The sequence below is a fragment of the Paenibacillus vini genome (assembly GCF_018403325.1).
Classification (GTDB): Bacteria; Bacillota; Bacilli; order Paenibacillales; family Paenibacillaceae; genus Fontibacillus; species Fontibacillus vini.
Window position 1 is genome coordinate 310,326 of record NZ_BOSL01000005.1, and the last position, 21,578, is coordinate 331,903.

The window sequence follows — 21,578 nt, forward strand, 5'->3', positions numbered from 1 at the left end:
AAGAAGAACCTTCAATCCGCATAGGCGGGTTGAAGGTTCTTTTGTATCATGCAGGTCTTAACGCGGCATTACGGCGTCTTTGTCTTCCGTTACGATGACGATTTCGGCATTCGTCATTCCAGGAAGCGAACGGGTCATGATCGGCGAGTGGTAAGCGACGATTTTCATGCCGGCTTTGAGCTTAGGTTCTCCGGCCAGCAGCGGAATGATTACCGTGTCTTCCGAAATATTCAGAATAACATCGTTATTCTTCGAGTCGTCGGAACCGACATTCACGTAAACTTGGCCTTCCGAAGCTAAATCGGAAGCTTGAATGGTTCCTTCCACTTTAGGAGCAACCGCGGATTGAACTACGATTTTATCGGCATGAGATTGAGCCGGATAAATCATGAGCATGACTTCAGGATAATAGGCGATGATTCGTTGATCGGCTTTAAGGGCATCTTTGGTCAATGCCACTCCGTTTTCGTCCACGATCTGTGTCTCTTCATCCACCTTCAGGAAAATATAGTTGATACCGCCTTGTTCCAGAGGATTACCGATCACTGTGATGGTATTATCCGCAATATTGGTGATTACTCCGTTCGTACCCGGCGCCTCCTCACTTGGCATTTCTGTTTCTTCCGTGTTTACTACAACATAGTTTGTCGTGGATTGGGCAGGAAGGCTCAGCATGACGGCCGGGCCGTAGAACGCTCTTACCGTCATTCCTTCTTTAATTTCGGAAGCCGTAATAGCCTTGCCGGTTTGGTCCACAAGTTGGGTCTTGTCCGCAAAATGCAGCACAATGCTGTCCTCAAAACCGGAGTAAATATCGGTTCCTTTGACGAAAATACCGTTTTCCCGGACTTCAGATACGACGCCGTCTATCGCAGTAAACGACTGATCCTGAACGACCAGCGTCAACGCGGTTCCGCGGGCGGGCAAGCTTTTCGTGATATTAGGACCGTAGAAGGCTTTAATCGCTTTCTTTTCATCTATAATGGTCTTCAGAGCCACTTTATTGCCTTTTGCGTCCACGATTTTCGTATCTTTGGTGATCGCTAGAATGATTTCGCTTTGATCGGTAGGCGCGAGTCCGCGTCCTTTGACTGTAATGAGTTTACCGGTCTCATCATTGATGAAGTCAGTAATTTGTCCCAATGTGCCCGGTACGATCTTAACCTGATTTTGATTTTGAACCATGCTTAAATCAGGGGTTTTGGTTGGCGGCGGTACATCCTGCGCAAAAGCGGCTAACGGAATTGCGGTCATTGCCAGTAGGGATGCTGTAGCGATAGCTTTGTTCATTTTTTTCATAGTTAGAGTCCTCCGTCGGATGGTGATGTTATGTTCTCTGCTCATTAACCTTGACGGGATAATTCCTGAAATGTTGCACTTGGCGGAAAATCGTCATTAAATAGGAATAATGGAGTACACAGTGTGAGAGGGGCGGCAACCATGACTTTGCAGCAATTGAAGTACGTCATCGAGGTCGCAAACCGCGGTTCGATGAATGAAGCGGCCAAGCGGCTGTTTATTTCCCAGCCCAGTCTATCCAATGCGATCCGGGATTTGGAGGAAGAGATTTCGGTCACCATTTTTGAGCGGACGAATAAGGGGATTTCCGTGACCAATGAGGGTTCGGAATTTCTGAGTTATGCAAGGCAGGTGGTCGAGCAGGCGGAACTGCTGGAGAACCGTTATCTGGACGGAAAGCTGGCTCCCCAGCATTTCTCGGTCTCTACCCAGCATTATGCTTTTGCGGTGAACGCCTTTGTGAACCTGGTGCGAGATTACGGGCATGCGGAATATGAGATGGCGCTGCGCGAGACTAAAACGCATGAAATTATCGAGGACGTGAAGTCCCGGCGCAGTGAAATCGGCATCCTTTATTTGAACGACTTTAATGCCAAGGTTATTAACAAGCTGTTAAAAGAAGCGGGACTGCAATTCAACAGCCTGTTTGTGGCGAAGCCGCATATTTTCATCAGCATTCAAAACCCGCTGGCCAAGCAAGAGATGGTGACGATCGACCAATTGCGGGAATACCCGTACTTGTCCTTTGACCAAGGGGAATACAACTCGTTTCATTTCTCCGAGGAGATTCTCAGTACGTTGTCGCATCCGAAGAGCATCCGGGTCCATGACCGGGCGACGCTATTCAATCTGCTGATCGGGTTGAACGGGTACACGATTTCTACAGGCGTGCTCAGTTCGGACCTCAATGGAAACGAAATTATTCCAGTCCCGCTCGATTGCAGTGAGAGCATCAATGTCGGCTGGATCTGTCATAAGCATGCGACACTTTCCAAGTTGGCGTTGGCATACGTCGAGGCTCTGAAGGAGTCCGTGAAGATTACCCAGGGCTAGCAAAAAGATAGATATAGCTTTTGGCTATAACCAGTTATAGCTTATTAGAGTTACTCTATAGCCGGAAAGGTATGGTATTTTTCTCTTAACGAATTCAAATTCAATCGTGAAGAGGAGATATCAGCCATGTGCAACGTGACGACGGTTCAAGGAACATCCAGAAAGGCGGCGCCATACCGGTTTGATGTAGTGGGCAGTTTTTTGCGGCCGGAGGCTTTGAAGAAGGCCAGAGCGCAATTCGGCAAAGGAGAGATTACGGAGGCCGAGCTGAAGCAAATTGAGGATCGCGAGATTATCCAATTGGTCGAGCAGCAAAAAGCGGCCGGACTTCAGGCCGTGACGGACGGAGAGTTCAGACGTTCCTGGTGGCATTTGGATTTCATGTGGGGACTGGACGGCGTAGAGAAGGCAGGATCGGAAAAAGGCTACCAGTTCAACGGCATTGAGACAAGAGCGGAAACCGCGTGTTTGAACGGGAAAATCGGATTTTCCGACCATCCGTTCGTCGAGCACTTCCGGTTCTTGAAGCAAGCGGCAGGAGACGACGTCGTTGCCCGCCAGACGATTCCGGCGCCAGCGCAGTTCCTGGCGGAGCTGCTCCGTCCAGAGAACAATGCAAGTACGGACAAGTATTATAGCAGCACCGACGAGTTGGCGAGAGATATCGCCCAGGCTTATCATAAGGCGATTCTTGCTTTTTATGAGGAAGGATGCCGCAACATTCAACTGGATGATTGCACATGGGGCATGCTCTGTGACAGGGAATTTGCGAAAACGATGCAGGGTGCGGGGGTGGATACGGCCGAAATCGCGAAGCTGTATGCCCGCGTGAATCAGGAGGCGGTTGAGGGATTGCCGTCCGACCTGGTCGTAACGACCCATGTATGCCGCGGCAATTACTACTCCACCTGGGCTTCGTCAGGCGGATATGAGCCGGTTGCGGAAACGTTGTTCGGAATACAGCATATCGACGGCTATTATCTTGAATTCGATACGGAGCGGGCCGGGGATTTTACACCGCTGAAGGAGCTAAAGGATCAACAGGTCGTCTTGGGATTGTTTTCTTCCAAAACAGGAGTGCTGGAGGACAAGGATGTCATTGTCGCCCGCATTAAAGAAGCAGCGGAAATTGTGGGTTTGGACCAAATTTGCCTCAGCCCGCAGTGCGGATTTGCCTCTACGGAGGAAGGTAATCTGTTGACGGAGGAAGAGCAGTGGAGGAAGCTGGCCTTCATCAAGGAAATTGCCGAGGAAATATGGAGCTAGAGAATATAGTGAGAGCGGGATCCGGTGCATATCGGGTTCCGCTCTTTTTGCGAGGAATTCATGGATTATCAAAACAATAAATATAGATTAGAATTGCTATTATGCAAGGCAGAAAAGGAGGGATGACATGCAACGGACGGAACAGTCCGGCTGGAAAGCCGGAGCAGGGCTGAAGACCCGATGGGGGCGCCAGGTCGACCCGCAGCGAGTGCTTACGGAATACCCGCGGCCTCAAATGGTCAGGGACGAGTGGATGAATTTGAACGGGCTTTGGGAATATGCGATCACTCCCAGGGCGAAAGGGAGCGGTACACCGGACTTGTGGGACGGTCTAATTCTGGTTCCATTTCCGGTAGAGTCGGCTCTGTCAGGGGTGCAGCAACCGCTGGGTCCCGGGGAATGGTTGTGGTACAGGAGAACATTTTCCGTGCCGGACAATTGGAAAGGGCGAAGGCTGCTGCTGCATTTTGGGGCGGTGGACTGGGAAACGGAAATCTGGGTCAACGGGCGTAAAGCCGGAGAACATACCGGAGGTTACACCCCATTTTCCCTGGATATTACCGGGCATTTAAATGCAGGGAATGCGGAGCGGAGTCAAGAGCAAGAGATTATTGTTCGGGTCTGGGATCCGACGGACACGTTCGGGCAAGAACGCGGCAAGCAGGCTTTGAATCCCAAGGGGCTGTTCTATACGGCCGTCTCGGGGATTTGGCAGACTGTATGGCTTGAGCCGGTTCCCGAAGCGCATATCGCCTCCTTTCGGCTGGTGCCCGACCTGGCGGACGGGGAGTTGTCCGTATTTATACATATTGATTCTGCGAATGGTGGATCCGATTCCGTACATAACCGCATTGAGGCGATAGCTTATGCGGATGGCGAAATCGTCGCAACCGGGGGTAGTCCGGTTGGCGGGGAACTGAAGCTTTATTTTTCGAAAATGAAGTTATGGAGCCCGGACAACCCGTTTCTGTACGATCTAACCGTCCGATTGCATGCGGAAGACGGAAGCACGCTCGATACGATACAAAGTTACTTTGCGATGCGGGATTTCCGTGTCGGGAAGGATAAGGCCGGCGCAGTCAGACTGCTCCTGAACGGGGAGCCGCTGTTCCAGCATGGTGTCCTGGACCAAGGGTATTGGCCTGACGGTTTATATACCGCTCCGAGTGACGAGGCGTTGGCTTATGATGTCGAAACCGTGAAGAGGCTCGGCTTCAACATGGTGCGGAAGCATATCAAAATCGAACCGGCCAGATGGTATTATCATTGCGACCGGCTCGGACTGATTGTCTGGCAGGACATGATCAACGGCGGCGGGGGCTGGAACCATTTGCATCATTTCATCCTCCCTAACTTTGTAAGCGCAATCAAAGTGAAAGACGACAAGTACAAAGCCTTGGGCAGGGCGGAAATCTCCAACCGCGACAACTATCGCAAGGAATTAAAAGAGATGGTCGACGCATTGTACAATGTCCCATGCATCGGGGTGTGGGTCCCATTCAATGAAGCCTGGGGACAATTCGATGCCGCGGACATTGCGGAATGGCTCAAGGCTTATGACCCGTCCCGTCCGGTGGACCATGCCAGCGGCTGGCATGATCAAGAGGCGGGCGATTTCAAGAGCGTGCATATTTATTTTCGCAAGCTGAAAATGCCGAAGAAGTCCGGCAGCCGCGCGGTCGTGATTTCCGAATACGGCGGCTACAGTCTGATGGAGGAGGGGCATGTATGGCGGGAAGGCAAAGGCTTCGGATATAGGAAGTTCAAGAGCCGGGAAGCGCTGAACGCCGCTTATGCCTCACTGATCAAGAAACAATTGAAGCCGCTGGTCAATCAGGGGGTAGCCGCTGCCGTCTATACCCAACTGACCGATGTCGAGACCGAATTGAACGGGATCCTGACCTATGACCGGGAAATCGTCAAGCTGGACGAAGGGTTGCTGAATGAGCTTCATGACGATTTGCTGAACGAGCTGCGTAACGAGCTGCGTAACGAGCTGTGTAACGACATGATGGAAGGGGCTGAGGTTTATTAAAAACGGGGGTATTTCGTCAAAAAATTGGACATTGATCTGGATTCTCGGCATGGCGGGCCAGATTTGCTGGAACATCGAAAATTCCTGGTTCAACACCTTTGTTTATGCCAAAATCGCCAAAGATCCGTCCATTATTTCATGGATGGTCGGCATCAGCGCGATCGTATCTACGCTGACCACCTTCTTGATCGGGACCTGGGGGGACCGGGCCGGAAAGAGGAAGCCGTTTATCGCCGTCGGTTATATTTGCTGGGGTGTATTTACGATGGCTTTTGGAGCGACGGAGTTTGTCCCCAAAAATCCCTTGAACATCGCCATCGTCGTCATCGTAGCCGCCGATGCCGTCATGAGCTTCTTCGGCTCGACCTGTTATGATGCCGGATATAATCCATGGACTACGGATATTTCGAATGTGCATAACCGGGGCAAGCTCGGCGCGGCTTTTGCCGCCATGCCGGTGCTGGCTACGATATTCGGGGCCGTCGTATCCGGAATGCTGGTGGATGCCCTTGGTTTCTTTCCCTTTTTTACGATGATGGGCGGTATGGTGACGGTGACGGGAATACTCGCGCTGTTCATGTTGAAGGATGACCCGGGCTTGAAGGCAAGGAAGCTGGAAGCTGGCTACTGGCGCCAGTTTGCCGGAGTGTTCCGGGTACGAACGGTACTGGAGAATAAGGAATTATTTTGGGTGTTCGTGATTAACGCTGTGTTCTTTACCGCTTTTAATGTCTATTTCCCCTACATTACTATCTATCTCAACAACTACCTCAACATGAGCTACTCTCTTTCCGGCATTTTACAGGGCATCGGGCTCGTGGCCGCCATATTCCTGACGTTGCCGGCTGCCGGATTCATCAAACGAGGCAAGCTCGCCTCCGTCATCCTGTTTGCCGTGCTGGCCAATGTTACAGGATTGCTTATCATTTCACGGTTTTCCAGTCATTTCGTGCTGCTGATCGGGATTTTCGGAGCCGGAATCGGCTATGTCCTGATGATGCAAACGGTGACCGCCTGGGTCAAAAATTTGTACCCCGAGCAGCAACGGGGGCAATTTGAAGGGATCAGAATGGTGTTTGCCGTCTGTCTGCCCATGGTGATCGGGCCTTTGCTTTCGGGATTCGTGATCACGCAATACGGAGTACACAGGGTTATTGATGGAGTTTCAGGTATGGTGCCGACCGAAACGCTCTTTCTTGTATCGGCGCTCGTGACGATTCTTACGGTATTGCCGTTAATCCCGGCGGGGAGATTCGCCAAGATGCGACTGCAGTCGGATGCTTCGGAACCAAAATAGAATCATACTCATATGGAGGTGCAGCTAAAGCTATGCAACAAAACTATCAACATCAGATCGTTACGCCGGGGGACCTGCTTGACGGCAACGGCTCTCTTTTGCAGAAGGGATATTCGACACAGGCCGTGCTGAATTATAACCGTTCCGGAATCAAGGTACCGCCCTGGAAAATCAAAGAATGGGATTTCTACCAGGTGTCCAATGACGATTACTGTCTGCAGCTTACGATCGGACATGTATCTTATGCGGGCAGTATTGCGGTGAAACTGTTTGAATTTGCTACCGGGAAGCATTATGAGGTTTCCCGGATGCTTGCCTTGCCGTTTAACCGTTTGCGTATGCCGCTATCCGCCGAAGAAGGGGATCTGACCTACAGCCGGAAAGATATATTCATGCAATTCCAGGTGTACGAAGGCGGAAGAAGACTGATTTGCCGGGCCGGCGGCGGCGGGAACCTGCCGAGGATGGAGGTCGACGTCGCCCTGTCCCAGCCCGACAAAACGTCGTTGGTCATCGCCACTCCTTTTGACGAGCATCGCTCCTGTTTTTATTACAACCATAAGATTAATTGCATGCCTGCTACAGGCTCTGTAAAGGTTGACGGTAAGGAGTATCGTTTTGAGCCGGATTCTTCCTTTGGGCTGCTGGATTGGGGCAGAGGGGTATGGCCGTTCCGACACGAATGGTTTTGGGGAAACGGCAGCTGCTATGTGGACGGGAAACGCTTTGGCTTCAATATCGGTCACGGCTTCGGCAACACCTCGGCAGCTAGTGAAAATATGCTGTTTTATGACGGCAAGGCCCATAAGCTGGGCCGGGTCATCTATGATTTGCCGGCCGGGGGTTATATGTCCAAGAAAAGGATTACGAGCGATGACGGAAGATTCGAAATGGAGTTCACGCCGATTTATGACCAGCAGACGGCAACGAAGCTGCTGTTCGTGGACAACAAATGCCATCAGTTGTTTGGCACCTTTACGGGAAAAGCCGTGCTGGACGATGGGCGGGTCCTGGAAATTAAGGAGATGGTAGCGTTTATCGAACATGCGGTAAATAATTGGTGATTGGCTTGGTTAAGCCTGGAATTAAAGGGTTTAAAGATAGTAGGATAGAATTATTATACAACTAAATTTAATGTCCTGGAAATGAAGGGTGACTGCGGATGACCATTGTAAAGGAAATAATACTCCAGTTATTTTTTGCCCTTATGCCCTTTCTGATGTTCAATGTTTATTACCGGGATTCGCCCCGGAATTACTCGCGGAAATTCATTATAATTACTACTGCGATCTGCTTGTTCTTCTCCATGACCTTCGGGGCAAGCGCGGTGACCGGGTACTATTATGACATAAGGTATGTGTTTCTCTTCTTCGGACTCATTTTCGGCGGCTTGCCTGCAGGTCTCATTCTGTTGCTGGAATTTGTACTGTACCGTTTGTACTTGGGCGGCGACGGGATGGGAATTGCGATGGTGATCATGTTGATCATCTTTCCCCTATCCTTAGCTTTACGTCGGATGTACCTGGCTGCCAGGCAAAAAGTGCCCGTCGTATTATTGGCGGGCTTCATTTTCTTCTTCGTACCGCTCCTGTTCGTCTATTTGTACAATCCGGATCCTATCGAAAATAATCTGTTGTTTCATATATTTGTTGTTCCGGTTCAGAACTTTATCGGCAACTGGCTGCTGATTTCGTTGTTTCAAAAGGCAGTGAAGGATAAGGAGCTGTTTATCGAATACGCGCAAAATGAAAAAGTCGTGGTGATCAGTCAGGTAGCCGCATCGCTGGTTCATGAGGTGCGCAATCCGCTCACTGCGGTAAAGGGGTTCCTCAAGCTGATTCGCGAGTCCTCGCTGGAACGGGATAAAGTCAATCGTTACATAGATATTTGCGTAAGCGAAATGGAACGTACCGAATATATACTCTCGGAGTATCTTTCCATCTCAAAGCCCTTGACGGATCATCAAGAATCGACCGATCTGTCGAACCTGCTGAAAATAACGGTAGAAGTGATGCGCCCTTATGCGAATATGAACAATGTCGCGCTGGAAGGGCAGATCCCGGAAGGCCGGATATGGATTCTGGCCAATCCCGAGAAAATCAAACAGATACTTATGAATATGATCAAGAACGCGATTGAAGCCTGCTACGACTCCACGGAGGGAAGGGTGACCCTGGAACTGGCGGCAGTTGGCGGAGAAGCCGTGTTGACGATAGAAGACAATGGAATCGGGATGACGAAGGACCAAATCGAGAAGTTGGGCTCCGTTTTTTTCTCCACCAAGGCCAGAGGGACGGGGCTTGGCCTTACGTTCTCCTATCAGGCGATCCAGGCAATTGGGGGAACAGTATCCTTGAAGAGCGTCCACCGGGGAGGGACCCGATTTACGATCACTTTGCCCTTGCATGAACGGGCAGAAGCCAAGTGAATAAGGTTTAGCGGCCGGCTGGCCTAAAATCGCACGCTTCGGCATATCCATGGGATATAAAGGAGCGTGAGAATTTTTGGACAAGATCGTGGAACGTTATTATGAGGTAAAACAGCAGCAGAAAGAGCTGGACCGGGAATTGGGGGAGCTTCGCCAAGCCATTCTGGATTACTGCCGGGATCAGGATACGACCGGTCTGGATCTCGAAAGCCATAAGGTAACGCTCGTCCTGCAAAACCGGAGGGAATACGATGAGAACCGGTTGTACGATGCCCTGCCGGACCTCGAGCTTTGGCGAATGCTGTCCAAGCCGGATTCCGGTAAAATCGCGAGTTTGGTCAAATTAAAGGTCATTTCGGAAGAGAAAATCAAAGATACTTATACGATCAAGAACGTTACCCTGCTGCAGGTGGATAAGAAGTAATTAATGAGTCCTACCTCGCGATTTGTTTGACAAATCTTGTAAGCCTGGGGTACAGTATGTATCAATAGAATAGGAAATCCACTAGGGGAGCCGTTAAACGGCTGAGACAAGAGACGAATTCTTGGACCCTTTGAACCTGATCTAGTTCGTACTAGCGTAGGGAAGTGGAGCCGGCCCTTCAAAGGCGATACGTATGTCCGTATTATATTGCAGATGAAGCCGCTCCGTTTCCGGGGCGGTTTTTTTGGTATGCGGATTCCTATTCTAAAACTATTTACCGGAGGTGGGCGTTGGTGAACTTTACCGAGGAGGTACGCCGGGAGGCGGATGGTCTGTTCGACGCGATCTATGAGCATCCTTTTGTCCGCGGAATTGCGGAAGGAAAGCTGGAAAGGGAGCAGCTGATCCATTATGTCAAACAGGATTATGAATATTTGAATGCGTATATGCGAATTTACGGGATCGCGATTTCGAAATGCACGCGGCGGGAAGATATTGAAATGTTTAATGAGCAGATTGGCTTTATTTTGCACAGCGAGGTTCATCCGCATCAAAATTTCTGCACCGCTGCGGGGGTGACATATGAGCAAATGCAGGGCTATCCGCTTGCTCCTTCCGCGCACCATTACATCAAGCATATGCTGACGGTTGCCCATGAAGGAAGTCTTGGCGAAATGCTGGCGGCGCTGCTGCCATGCCCTTGGACATACCTGGAAATCGGCCAAAGGCTGATCGAGGAAGTCCGGCCAGAGCCGTCTCATCCCTTCTATGACTGGATTCAATTTTATGGGGGGCTCGCGGGTGATACCACGGTGAAGCTGCGCAAACAGGTGGATTTATGGGCGGAAGAGGCCGGCGCGGCGGAGCGGGAGCGCATGAAGGAGCATTTTATGCATAGCTGCCAACTGGAATACCTGTTCTGGGACATGGCATACAAGCAGGAAGAATGGCCCGTTCCGATGCGGGCGGCGGTGCTGTGAGCCGGGCAGACTTTATTTTCTTTTTCAAATCTATCTATTTCATAAAGAAAGGTTGATTGAACAATATGAGTATGCTGGAAAGAGAACTGTCCTCACTTCTTGTCAAATTGCAAAAGACGAAACCGCTCGTTCATAACATGACCAATGTAGTCGTGACCAATTTTACGGCCAACGGGCTTTACGCGCTGGGAGCCTCTCCCGTTATGGCTTACGCACCGGAAGAGGTCGCCGACATGGCGAAAGTCGCGGGCGCGGTAGTGCTGAATATCGGAACGCTGAACAGCGACCTTGTGGAGGCGATGGTCATCGCCGGGCGTTCGGCCAACGAGAACGGCGTTCCCGTGCTGCTTGATCCGGTCGGGGCCGGGGCAACGAGATTCCGGACGGAATCCTCGCTGCGGATCATGCGTGAGGTGCGGGTTTCGCTGGTGCGGGGAAATGCGGCCGAGATTGCGCATCTCATCGGCGAGACCCGCGAGATCAAAGGCGTGGACGCCGGTGACAGCGGAAGCTATGACAACGCCATTCTGGCGGTCCGGGCCGCCCAGGAGTTGGGAACGGTCGTAGCCATCACCGGGCGGGAGGATGTGATCACCGACGGGAAGCTGTGCCGGGTGATCAGCGGCGGCGACGCGCTGATGACGCAGGTAACCGGCACGGGATGCCTGTTGACGTCGGTGTTGGGCGCTTTTTCGGCGGTCGAGGAGGACTTGCTGCTCGCCGGGACGGCCGGGCTGGCCTTCTATGGTACGGCGGCTGCCCGCGCTGCCGAGCGAACGGCCGCCTTCGGGCCTGGCAGCTTCCAGACCGCCTTCCTGGATGAGCTCGCGAAGCTGCATCCGCATTCGCTGAAGGGCTACGCCTCCGTCCGGGAAATCCAGGCGGCGACGGCCGGGGGCCTGGTGTGAACCGCCACGGCCTAGCCAAGGCGCTGACGGTCGCCGGATCGGACAGCGGCGGCGGAGCCGGGATTCAGGCCGACCTCAAAACGTTTCAGGAACTGAACGTTTACGGCATGTCGGCCATCACAGCGGTCACCGTGCAGAACACGCTCGGTGTCAGCGGGGTCTACCCGCTGCCGGCCTCAGCGGCAGCGGAGCAGATCCGGGCTGTCGGCAGCGATCTCGGCGTCGATGCCGTGAAGACCGGCATGTTGTTTAACGCCGACATCATTCATGCCGTTGCCGAAGAGGTCCGGCGCTTTCGCTGGGAGCGCCTTGTCGTCGATCCGGTGATGATCGCGAAGGGCGGGGCTGAGCTGCTTCAGCAAGAAGCGGTGCACGCGCTGGAGAAGGACCTGCTTCCGCTGGCCTTGGCGGTCACGCCGAACATCCCGGAGGCGGAGGCACTCTCCGGCGTGACGATCCGCACGATGCAGGACCGGAAGAAGGCCGCTGAGATCATCAGCGCCATGGGGCCCAAGCTGGTCGTGATCAAGGGCGGTCATGATGAAGCCGGGGGTGGAAGCGACAGCGGAGCGGACGGAGCGGACGGAGCGGATGGAGAAACGGCCGAGGAAACCAGCGGTGACTATGCCGGAAAGATCGGACCGGGGGAATCGCCTGAGGTAGAAAGGCGCGGCGGCGGGATCGTAACGGACCTGCTGTACGACGGCAAGTCCTTTACGGAACTGACCGACAAAAGGATTTCCACCCTACATACGCATGGTACCGGCTGTACCTTCTCCGCTGCGCTGACCGCGTGTCTCGCCAAAGGCATGGCACCGCTGGAAGCGGTGAAGCTGGCGAGAGACTTTATTCAGGCAGCGATCGAAGACAGCCTGGAGCTCGGCCATGGCCACGGTCCGACCAATCATTGGGCCTACCGCCGGCGGCAGGGAGGGGCTGGCTGATGGCAGAGGGAAGGATTTCCGCTGATCAAATGCGCGAATATTTGCGGATGTATCTGGTCATCGGCAGCGTCAACTGTCAGGAGTATCCGCTTCGCGTGCTGGAAGAAGCGTTGGCCGGCGGTGTCACGCTCGTGCAGTTCCGAGAGAAGGGCCCCGGCTCGCTTGCCGGAGAAGCGCGGCTGGCGCTGGCGCTTCAAATGCAGGCGGCCTGCGGCCGCGCCGGGGTTCCGTTCATCATCAACGACGATGTGGACCTGGCCCTTAGGATCGGGGCCGACGGAGTCCACATCGGACAGGATGATGAGGACCCGGCAAGGGTCCGCGCTCGCATCGGGAACCGATTGCTCGGCGTATCGGCGCACACGGCCGAAGAGGCCCGGCTCGCGGCCAGCCATGGCGCGGATTATCTCGGCATCGGCCCGATCTATCCGACCGTGTCCAAAGACGACGCCCATGCGGTGCAGGGGCCGGGAATTCTCCGCGAGCTTCGCGGCGCGGGAATCGACCTGCCCCTGGTCGGCATCGGCGGAATTACCCCCGCCCGCGCCGGCGAAGTCATTGGCGCGGGCGCCGATGGCGTCGCCGTAATATCCGCGGTGACGGGAAGGCCGCTCGGCGAGATCAAAGCGGCGGTGAAGGAGATCATCGGCCAAATGGAATGCCTGAAGTAGGGTTGATCTGAAAGTCTAACGAACTCAAGAGCGCTTATTTGGCCTAAATCCAGTAATTTGAAATTATAACGAACCCCAGTAACGTTATTGTGGTACAAATGGAGCCGTTTTGCCTCTAATGTACTCCATAGCGCCGTTGGGGTTCGTTAGATTTATTTTGTGTCTCTTTTTCCTGAAATAAGCCTCCTGAGGTTCGTAAAGAAGAGGGAGATTGGCATGGTGCATGATTGTTTAGAATGAGTCCTTAGACCTAAGGGTGGTATTGTGAGTCTGGAGACTTTGGCGGAGTTGATGGCCGAAGTTTTTTTCTTTTATGCCAAACGGCTTAGAAGCAAGGTACCAAAATGAAGATTTTTCAAGTTTGATCCTATGGATGGTAGAGATTGGGTCGGAAATCGGGTAGTATATTTGGTAAATAGTTCAATTTACTGTGCGGAATTATATATACTTTTTTTGAAAAATGGAGGAATCGTCGTGTATTCAACTAGCGAAATACGTTCCACCGCCAGACGAACGTCCCAGGGCGGAGCGGATCTCAAAAGAATGGAGAACCAGTTCGCGTCATCAGTGCATGATGCGGCGTCCTGGTGGAAAGGAAAAGCGAGCGAATCATTCAAAGAGGATTACGTGGCTAAGGCAAAAAAGGAGATCGATCGCCTGCAAACGGAGATTCGTGATCTGGAGACGGGGCTTGACCGGCTGGCACGGGAAGTCCAAGTTGCCGAGGACCGGAGACGGGCCGAGGCGGAGAGACAGGCTCTTCTGTTAAAACAGCAGCAGAAAAACAAAAAATAGATGAATTCTATTTAAAAGGGAGATTGGAGAATGATGTTGTCCGAAAAAGATTGTTTACTGTTATGTGAATTGGCTCGAACAGGTCTGTTGAAGACGCAGCGTTCCGGGCCTGTAATGGAAATCGTCCGAAATTTGCAAAATAGCCTGACCGGGTGCGGACAGGGAGATCTGGCGCAAGAGATTTTGGGATCCGTGAATTTTGCGGAATTAGAACTCATGGAACCTAGGGAGCAGGCGAGTAGCAATCATTATTACGTCTTTATGGATAAAGAACATAGCGGCCGCACGATTCTGGTGCAGGAATCCGAAGAAACGGCCGAGACCCATACATATAATTACGATTTAAATAGAATTGCGAATGAACTTGAAGAAACGGTTGGCTCCGGCGGGAGCAGTACCTTTATCGGTATCGGCTTGGGCGGCTGGCGCGCAGCCGAGCTTGCGGTAAAATTCAATGCGGAAGCCGTCGCATTCGGTGCGCCAAGTGTGGATGAGCTGCCGGGCAAGGCGATTAACTACGTGGGAGAAGACGATCCGGTCGGGGATTTTACGGACAAAGTACGTTTCGTCAAGCAGGGTGAGGAACTGGACGAGACGGACGAATCTCTTTTTTACAGAAGACTGGAATTTCACCAAGACGGGAAACCGGTAATTACGGAGCAAAGTGATTTCTCCCGCTTTGTCAGTTGGTTCTACAATACCGCTGGTGCAGTGGAACCGGAAATTTGGCGTATCTTTTTCCCGGGGGCGGCGGAGGAAGAGGATTTACTGCTGTCGGATTTGGGCGTGTACTCCGTATATCTGAAGCTTGGTGAATTAAATAAGGAAGGGATCTTGCGGTCCCTTGACGAGGCCGTGAGAGTTGCGGGCCGCCAGTTGGAGAACAATCGCAGCGAAATGGCCGCCGAGCTGGAGAAAGTAACCGAGGAGCAATTTAATGCCCGTTTTGAGGAAATCGCCGAAACGTGTGCTGCACGCGCTTCCAAAATCATAGATTCTATTTTCGATAGTGTCCAAACCGTGCTGATGGGAGTCGCCTTATTTACGTTGGAGCAGGAGAACTTCGAGGTAGAGCCTTGGATGGAGAGCTTTTACGTGCGAATTGACGAATTGGTGGATCAGGAGTTAGGCCGTGTGAAGGAGTGTCTTGACCAGGCTATGGGCCGCCACTTGGAGCGCACGCTGCAGTTCCCTGATTTCTCGATGGAATGGTGAGTGGGGGGACATGATATTGAAGCATCTTGCGAAAAGAATATTTCCGATTATAATAGCAAGCTTAATTATTTCATTAGGAGTGAGCGGTTGCATGAAGAAGAGTGATCCGGAAGCGATAAAAGATCAGATGATCTCCTATTTACAGGAGAAATACGGCGAAGAATTCATTCCTATCTCTTTTGAATCGAGCGGATTTGCTTATAGCTATGACACTCTGTGGGTCTATCCGAAGGATGGAACGAAAGCGGATCGTTTCGAAGTGCGGGGATCCAAGGCAAAAGATAATACTTACGTGATAAGCGACGGGTACTACGGTATTTATATCAAACCCCAATATGAGGCGGTTTTATCCGGTTTTGTCAGCGAAATCTATCAGGATTTCAAGCTGTTTACCGACTTTGGCGAAGGGGTTTGGTCGGAGCAGTTGAACAAGAATACGAAAATTGAGGAAATCTATGAGATCGACAGATTAGTTTCTTCAAGTAACGTAATTTTTGTCAAAGAGGATTCCGCAAAGAATATTGACGACGAAGAGGCAATCAGAAAAATTGCCGAGAACATGAAGGCGAAGAAAATGGTCGGAAACATCCAACTGTACGTCGTGTATAACGACAAATTCGATTCCATCGGTTTAGAGGCTTTAAGCTTAACGAATGCCCAAATGAAAGATGTTTTTGTTCGCGATTATGTGATGATTAAAGTGAACAGAAGCTTAGAAGTGAAAAAATACGGGGAGGGAACCTAATGTCTGAACTTAGCGAAAGTCAGTTAATCCTCCTCGATAATTTAATCTATTTAAAAGATGTGGCGAATCGGGAAAATGTAAAAGTCAGCGTCATTGTAGAAGATTTACTGGATGGAGGCTTGGAGAAAAGCAAGGACCAGGTAACAGGCACTTACCCCGGCCAATTAAATGAAGCAGAATGGATTACGATCCTGAAAAACATTGAACAAGATAAACAACTGATGAATCTTACCGTAAAGCATGGCAACGTAGGTAATGTATATGACGAAAAAACCGGAAAAATCGTACGTGACGATAAAGGCCAGCCGATCGAACCCGGCGCCCGTATGGCTACCTTCGTAGACAATCAAGATAATGCGACCGTCGTCTTCCGTGGTACTTCAGGCGATTATGAATGGCATGATAACGGTACGGGCGCGTATTTATCCGACACGGAGATGCAGATTGCCGCTTTAAAATATATTGAAAGTTTGCCCTATAATAATATTACCGTAACGGGCCACTCCAAGGGAGGCAACAAGGCCCAGTACGTTGCGATCTTGTCCGATAAGGTAGACCGGGCGTTATCGTTGGACGGACAAGGATTTTCGAAGGAGTTCGTCGAAAAGTATGCGGATTTGATTGCCGCGAACGGCGGTAAAATCACATCCATCTCCGCCAAAGATGATCCGGTGAACCGGCTCCTGATTCCGGTGGCCGGCAAGATTATTTATATTGAGACGGCGAATCCCGAGAAATTCTATGATATTTTCTTCTACCATAAACCTAATCTGGTTCTGAACGAGAACGGTCAATTGAATAAAGAGGGAGAACCGGGGGTTCTCTCCAATTTTATTAATGATTTTACGATTTATATCAATGAAAACATGAAGGAGCCTTACCTAAGTTACGCCGCCGACGGCTTGCTTGCGCTCCAGGAAAGTGGAAAAGAGGGGCGCGAAAAGGAAGAATGGTACCAGACGGCATTTGGTGCAATAGCGGCGCTAAGCCATCTGGATGATTTTACAATGGCCCAAATCTCGAAAAAGTATGGGGATTTCGCGGAACTGGGTGCAGCGCTGTTGGCAACGGTTATATTTCCGCCTATTTTCTTTGATGACCTGGTCCATGCGATTGGCAAAAACCTCAAGAATCTTTATGACTTTGCGGTTGAAAAGCTGCAGCAATTCGGGAATTGGCTGGGTCATGTACTGGATGTCGCGGTAGAGAAAGTCAAAGAAATCGGACTGCAGATCGGAGCGGCGCTCGCCAGCTTTGCCGAGAAGGTCAAGCAGGGGTGGAATAAGCTGGTGGAGGGAGTAAAGAACTTTGCGGAGGACATCAAGAATGCCGGCATTGCCGCCGCGGAAGCCATCGGCCGATTCAAAGATAAGGTGGTCCAGACTGTAAAGGGCTTTTGCGACAGCATCGTGGAAGGTACGAAGCGGATAATTGAGTCCGTCAAGAATACATGGAACAATGCCATGGATAAAATGACGAGTTGGTTCAACCGGACGAAAGAGTCGATCGTTACTAAGGTGGAGGAGTTTAAGGAAGGCGTCCACCATGTTATAACCGTGACCAGGGACGGCATCAACAGGTTCATCGACGCCTCGGTCGCCAAGTTCCGGGAGATCGGAGACTGGATGGTCAACAAGGTGAACGATGCGGTTGCCAAAGCCAAAGAGATTACCGCCCGAATCGGAGAGGCCGGAGCTGCGTTCGTGCAAAAAATCAAAGAGACCTGGGAGCGTTTGAAGGCCGGGATCGCGGAGATGGCGGTTGCGGTAAAAGATGCCGCTGTCAAAGCCGGTGAAGCGATCGCGAGATTTAAAGACAAAGTTGCCCGGGTGGTGAAGAGCTTCTGCGACAGCATCGTTCAGGCGACCAAGCAGGCTATAGAAAACTTGAAGGAAGCGTGGAAAGGCGCGGTCGACAAGATGACCACGGTATTCCACTCAGCCAAAGCTGCAATAAAAGCGAAGGTTCATGATTTTAAGGTAGGCATCAAGACCATGGCGAAGCTGACCACTTCCAAAATTAAAGGTGTAGGCAAGCAGGCCGCAGTCTCCGTGAAGAAATTCGTGAGCAAGGTGGCCAGAGGTCTGTCGGCGGCTTCTAAAGGTCTTATGCTCGTCAATATTTCCCGGCTGGGGGATTTGCAGACCAAGATGAAGAAGCTGGACTCCGATATCGAGTCGAGAACTACGCAAATCGTAAACGAAGCGCAGAGAGTGGCCTCGGGCGTAGGAAGATCTTACAGCGAATCCAATGTCCAGTACCAGGTCAGACAAGTGCAGGCCGCATGCGATGATATTAAAAACCGCAGCAAACAGCTGTCCGCGGAGCTGGACCGAAAAATTCGTACGTTGTCCATCACCAGGGAGCAATATTTGAAGATCGAAGCGATGATCAAAAGCGGGATCCGCAGCCGAAATTTATAGTTTCGGACGGGATCGTATTGACATCAAAAATCAGGATTATTAATATAGAGTTATGAATTAGCACTCTGCATCTTAGAGTGCTAATATATTGTTCAAATCAGAAGGGGGCTTCAATCCATCATGGCAAAGATGCAATTTAAAGCGGAATCGAAACGATTGCTGGAAATGATGATCAACTCCATCTATACGCAACGGGAAATTTTCCTGAGAGAGCTCATCTCCAACAGCAGCGACGCCATCGATAAAATATATTACAAGGCGCTGACGGATGAGAATCTTGTATTTAACAAAGATGATTACTTCATTAAGCTGACCGTGGATAAGGACAACCGCACGCTGCGCATTTCCGATACCGGCATCGGGATGACGAAGGAAGATCTGGAGAACAACCTCGGTATTATTGCCAACAGCGGATCGTTCGCCTTCAAGAACGAGAATGAAGCCAAGGATGGCCACAATATTATCGGCCAATTCGGGGTCGGCTTCTATTCCGCGTTCATGGTAGCCGATACGGTGACCGTAATCAGCCGTGCGCTGGGCAGCGAGGAAGCTTACAAATGGGAATCCACCGGCGCTGACGGTTACACGATTGACGTGACGGAGAAAGAGACCGTGGGTACCGATATTATTTTGAAGATCAAGGAAAATACCGAGGACGACCAATATGACGAGTACCTGGAAGAGTACCGCCTGAAGTCGATCATTAAGAAATATTCCGATTTCATCCGATATCCGATCAAGATGGATGTGACTTCCCATCGTCCGAAGGAAGGCAGCGAGGGGGAATTCGAGGAATTCCGTGAAGAGCAAACCGTCAACAGCATGGTGCCGATCTGGCGGAAGAACAAGAGCGAGTTGACCGACGAGGATTACGACAATTTTTATATGGAGAAGCGCTACGGCTTCGATAAACCGGTGTCCCATATTCATATCAAAGCGGACGGCGCGGTCGTATATAATGCCATCCTGTTCATTCCGGAAAGAACGCCGTTCGATTATTACACGAAGGAGTACGAAAAAGGACTGGAGCTTTACTCCAACGGCGTCCTGATCATGGACAAATGCGGAGACCTGCTTCCGGATTATTTCAGCTTCGTGAAAGGGATGGTCGATTCCGAGGACTTGTCGCTGAACATTTCGCGCGAAATGCTGCAGCATGACCGTCAACTGAAGCTGATTGCGAAGAACATTCAGAGCAAGATCAAGAGCCAACTCCTGACATTGCTTAAGGACGAACGCGAGAAATACGAGCAGTTCTACGAGGCGTTCGGCCGCCAATTGAAGTTTGGGGTTTACAATGACTACGGCATGAACAAGGAAGTATTACAGGACCTTCTCATGTTCACCTCTTCGAAAGAGAAGAAGCTCGTTACCCTAGATGAATATGTCTCCAGAATGCCGGAAGACCAGAAGTACATTTATTACGCGACCGGTGAATCCGTGGATCGTCTGGAAAAGCTGCCGCAAACCGAAATGGTACTGGACAAAGGCTATGAGATTCTGTACTTTACGGATGATATCGACGAATTCGCGATTAAGATGATCCTGAACTACAAGGAGAAAGAATTCAAATCGGTCTCCAGCGGCGATCTCGGCATCGAGTCGGAAGAAGACAAGCAAAACGATAAAGAGGCGGAGAGCGCGAACAAGGATTTGTTCGAGGAAATGAACACGCTCCTCTCCGGCAAGGTGAAGGCGGTTAAGGCTTCCAAACGTCTGAAGACCCATCCGGTCTGCTTGTCCGCCGAGGGCGATGTTTCGATCGAGATGGAGAAGGTGTTGAACGCGATGCCGAGCGGTCAGGAAGTTAAGGCCGACAAGGTGCTGGAAATCAACGTCAACCATGACGTATTCAAGTCCTTGAAAGAGGCTTACGAGAATGATAAAAATAAACTGGGCTTGTACACCAGCCTGCTCTACAATCAGGCATTGCTGATCGAAGGGCTGCCGATCGAGGATCCGGTAGAATTTACGAACAATATTTGCAAAGTGATGGCCTAGATCAGCCAAAACAATTATATTAGTAATAACCCGTCACGGGCTTATCCCGGGGGCGGGTTATTTTTATACATACATAAATTACTAGAGAGAGTTGGAGCGACTGAACGATGTGGGCCATCATAGCAATTTTAGGATTCGTGCTGTTCTTGATCTGTATCCCGGCATTTGTGTATGCCCTGAAAAAGAAGAAAAAGGGCGGAATCGCCCTATATGCCGTAATGGCGGGAATCAGCTATTGCATTTTGTTGTTCGGAGGTATGCAGGCCGTGAGCGACTATAAAACGGCGCAGGTTGCTCAGGAAGATAATCCTGTCGCAACAGCCGAGGATCCCGGTATCGAGGCGTCCGGAGATCAGGCTGCAGCGGCCGTGGATGAGCCGGAGTTGACTGCCGTTGCCTCCGAACAGTCGGCCGAACAAGTGAAGGAGCAGGAGTTAGAGCCAAAGCTGGAGCCATTGGCGGACCTGCCGGCTGATACCCCGGATGTCCCGGACGAAATTATCAGCGACGAAATCCCGGATGAGGTGGAGCCTGAAGCTGAGCTCTCTGACTTGCCGGATCAATTGACCGCTTCGGGCGGTATCGGGGATACGCTCTCCGTATTGAAGGATGAGTATGGGTACAATTCGGGCGACGAGAAGCAGGCGTCATTTAAAAGAGGCTCCGTGACCGCAGCGATACACCCTCCTTCAAACCGGGCTTACAAGATCGAATACGGGTATGTCGGCGGTGTCGCAGGGGCTCTTACCGCAATCACCGATATGATTCCCGCCGATTCGGTGCAGCTCGATATGGGCGTCGGTACCGACAAAGTGATGATCAGCTATCGCAGCGAAATGCTGTCCCAAGCAATTCAGCAGGGCGATTTCGTGGCGTCGTTCAATGTCACCAAGGTCGGCGATAACAAGTTGGCGAGTTACATCAACATAAGCCTAGGGACGTTTACGAGTCCCTAGGGAGCGGAATAAAGCGAAAATCAAATGCCGGGACGATATCATCTTAAATGGTACCGTCCCGGCATTTCCACGTTTCTTGCAAATTTCTTAAAAATGGATTTACTTTTCCTGTTTAAGGCTATATCTTTTTTAGAGGAC

The 21,578-nt window shown here is 51.1% G+C and carries 18 protein-coding genes and 1 riboswitch; of the genes, 17 read left to right on the top strand and 1 reads right to left on the bottom strand.

The genetic code is table 11. The features are described 5' to 3' along the window. Positions 1-57: 57 nt before the first annotated feature. Positions 58-1,299, bottom strand: a complete 1,242-nt coding sequence (locus tag KJS57_RS10420; protein ID WP_213654727.1) for a peptidase — start codon at positions 1,297-1,299, stop codon at positions 58-60. Positions 1,300-1,440: 141 nt separating this feature from the next. Between KJS57_RS10420 and KJS57_RS10425 the strand changes: the two genes are divergently transcribed. From KJS57_RS10425 to KJS57_RS10505, 17 genes are all read left to right on the top strand, one after another. Continuing rightward, positions 1,441-2,352 (top strand): LysR family transcriptional regulator, encoded by a 912-nt coding sequence (locus KJS57_RS10425; RefSeq protein ID WP_211022836.1) that lies wholly within the window; start codon positions 1,441-1,443, stop codon positions 2,350-2,352. 126 nt (positions 2,353-2,478) lie between these two features. Then, entirely contained in the window at positions 2,479-3,618 is a 1,140-nt protein-coding gene (locus KJS57_RS10430) for a 5-methyltetrahydropteroyltriglutamate--homocysteine S-methyltransferase (RefSeq protein WP_213654728.1), read from the top strand. Between the two features lie 127 nt (positions 3,619-3,745). Then, positions 3,746-5,653 carry a glycoside hydrolase family 2 protein gene (locus tag KJS57_RS10435; RefSeq protein WP_213654729.1) on the top strand — a complete coding sequence of 636 codons (1,908 nt, stop codon included), beginning with the start codon at positions 3,746-3,748 and terminating at the stop codon, positions 5,651-5,653. Positions 5,654-5,702: 49 nt separating this feature from the next. After that, entirely contained in the window at positions 5,703-6,950 is a 1,248-nt protein-coding gene (locus KJS57_RS10440; RefSeq protein WP_213654730.1) for an MFS transporter, read from the top strand. 32 nt (positions 6,951-6,982) lie between these two features. Continuing rightward, a complete protein-coding gene (locus KJS57_RS10445) occupies positions 6,983-8,014 on the top strand; it encodes a DUF2804 domain-containing protein (RefSeq protein WP_213654731.1) in 1,032 nt (343 codons plus the stop codon). A 98-nt stretch (positions 8,015-8,112) separates the two neighbouring features. Then, positions 8,113-9,378 carry an ATP-binding protein gene (locus tag KJS57_RS10450; protein WP_213654732.1) on the top strand — a complete coding sequence of 422 codons (1,266 nt, stop codon included), beginning with the start codon at positions 8,113-8,115 and terminating at the stop codon, positions 9,376-9,378. Between the two features lie 76 nt (positions 9,379-9,454). Next, positions 9,455-9,802 (top strand): hypothetical protein, encoded by a 348-nt coding sequence (locus KJS57_RS10455; protein ID WP_213654733.1) that lies wholly within the window; start codon positions 9,455-9,457, stop codon positions 9,800-9,802. Positions 9,803-9,875: 73 nt separating this feature from the next. Beyond that, positions 9,876-9,982: riboswitch (TPP riboswitch) on the top strand. A gap of 113 nt (positions 9,983-10,095) precedes the next feature. Then, complete coding sequence (gene tenA, locus KJS57_RS10460) at positions 10,096-10,782, top strand: thiaminase II (RefSeq protein ID WP_213654734.1); 687 nt, start codon at positions 10,096-10,098, stop codon at positions 10,780-10,782. 65 nt (positions 10,783-10,847) lie between these two features. After that, the gene (gene thiM / locus KJS57_RS10465; RefSeq protein WP_280520376.1) at positions 10,848-11,690 is read left to right on the top strand and encodes a hydroxyethylthiazole kinase; all 843 of its coding nucleotides are present in this window, start codon (positions 10,848-10,850) and stop codon (positions 11,688-11,690) included. Then, on the top strand, positions 11,687-12,634 hold the full coding sequence (gene thiD / locus KJS57_RS10470; protein WP_213654735.1) for a bifunctional hydroxymethylpyrimidine kinase/phosphomethylpyrimidine kinase: 948 nt from the start codon (positions 11,687-11,689) through the stop codon (positions 12,632-12,634). Before thiM ends, thiD begins: the two co-directional genes overlap by 4 nt. Next, the gene (thiE, locus tag KJS57_RS10475) at positions 12,634-13,305 is read left to right on the top strand and encodes a thiamine phosphate synthase (protein WP_213654736.1); all 672 of its coding nucleotides are present in this window, start codon (positions 12,634-12,636) and stop codon (positions 13,303-13,305) included. The genes thiD and thiE overlap by 1 nt, the downstream gene beginning before the upstream one ends. A 474-nt stretch (positions 13,306-13,779) precedes the next feature. Beyond that, a complete protein-coding gene (locus KJS57_RS10480; RefSeq protein WP_211022826.1) occupies positions 13,780-14,100 on the top strand; it encodes a WXG100 family type VII secretion target in 321 nt (106 codons plus the stop codon). Positions 14,101-14,130: 30 nt separating this feature from the next. Beyond that, on the top strand, positions 14,131-15,315 hold the full coding sequence (locus KJS57_RS10485) for a hypothetical protein (RefSeq protein WP_213654737.1): 1,185 nt from the start codon (positions 14,131-14,133) through the stop codon (positions 15,313-15,315). A 91-nt stretch (positions 15,316-15,406) separates the two neighbouring features. Beyond that, positions 15,407-16,060 (top strand): hypothetical protein, encoded by a 654-nt coding sequence (locus KJS57_RS10490; protein ID WP_211022824.1) that lies wholly within the window; start codon positions 15,407-15,409, stop codon positions 16,058-16,060. Continuing rightward, a complete protein-coding gene (locus KJS57_RS10495; RefSeq protein WP_213654738.1) occupies positions 16,060-18,483 on the top strand; it encodes an Mbeg1-like protein in 2,424 nt (807 codons plus the stop codon). Before KJS57_RS10490 ends, KJS57_RS10495 begins: the two co-directional genes overlap by 1 nt. A gap of 120 nt (positions 18,484-18,603) precedes the next feature. Beyond that, positions 18,604-20,484: a molecular chaperone HtpG gene (gene htpG / locus KJS57_RS10500; RefSeq protein ID WP_211022822.1), complete on the top strand. Its 1,881-nt coding sequence runs from the start codon at positions 18,604-18,606 to the stop codon at positions 20,482-20,484. A 107-nt stretch (positions 20,485-20,591) separates the two neighbouring features. Further along, positions 20,592-21,440 (top strand): hypothetical protein, encoded by an 849-nt coding sequence (locus tag KJS57_RS10505; RefSeq protein WP_213654739.1) that lies wholly within the window; start codon positions 20,592-20,594, stop codon positions 21,438-21,440. Positions 21,441-21,578: the final 138 nt, after the last annotated feature.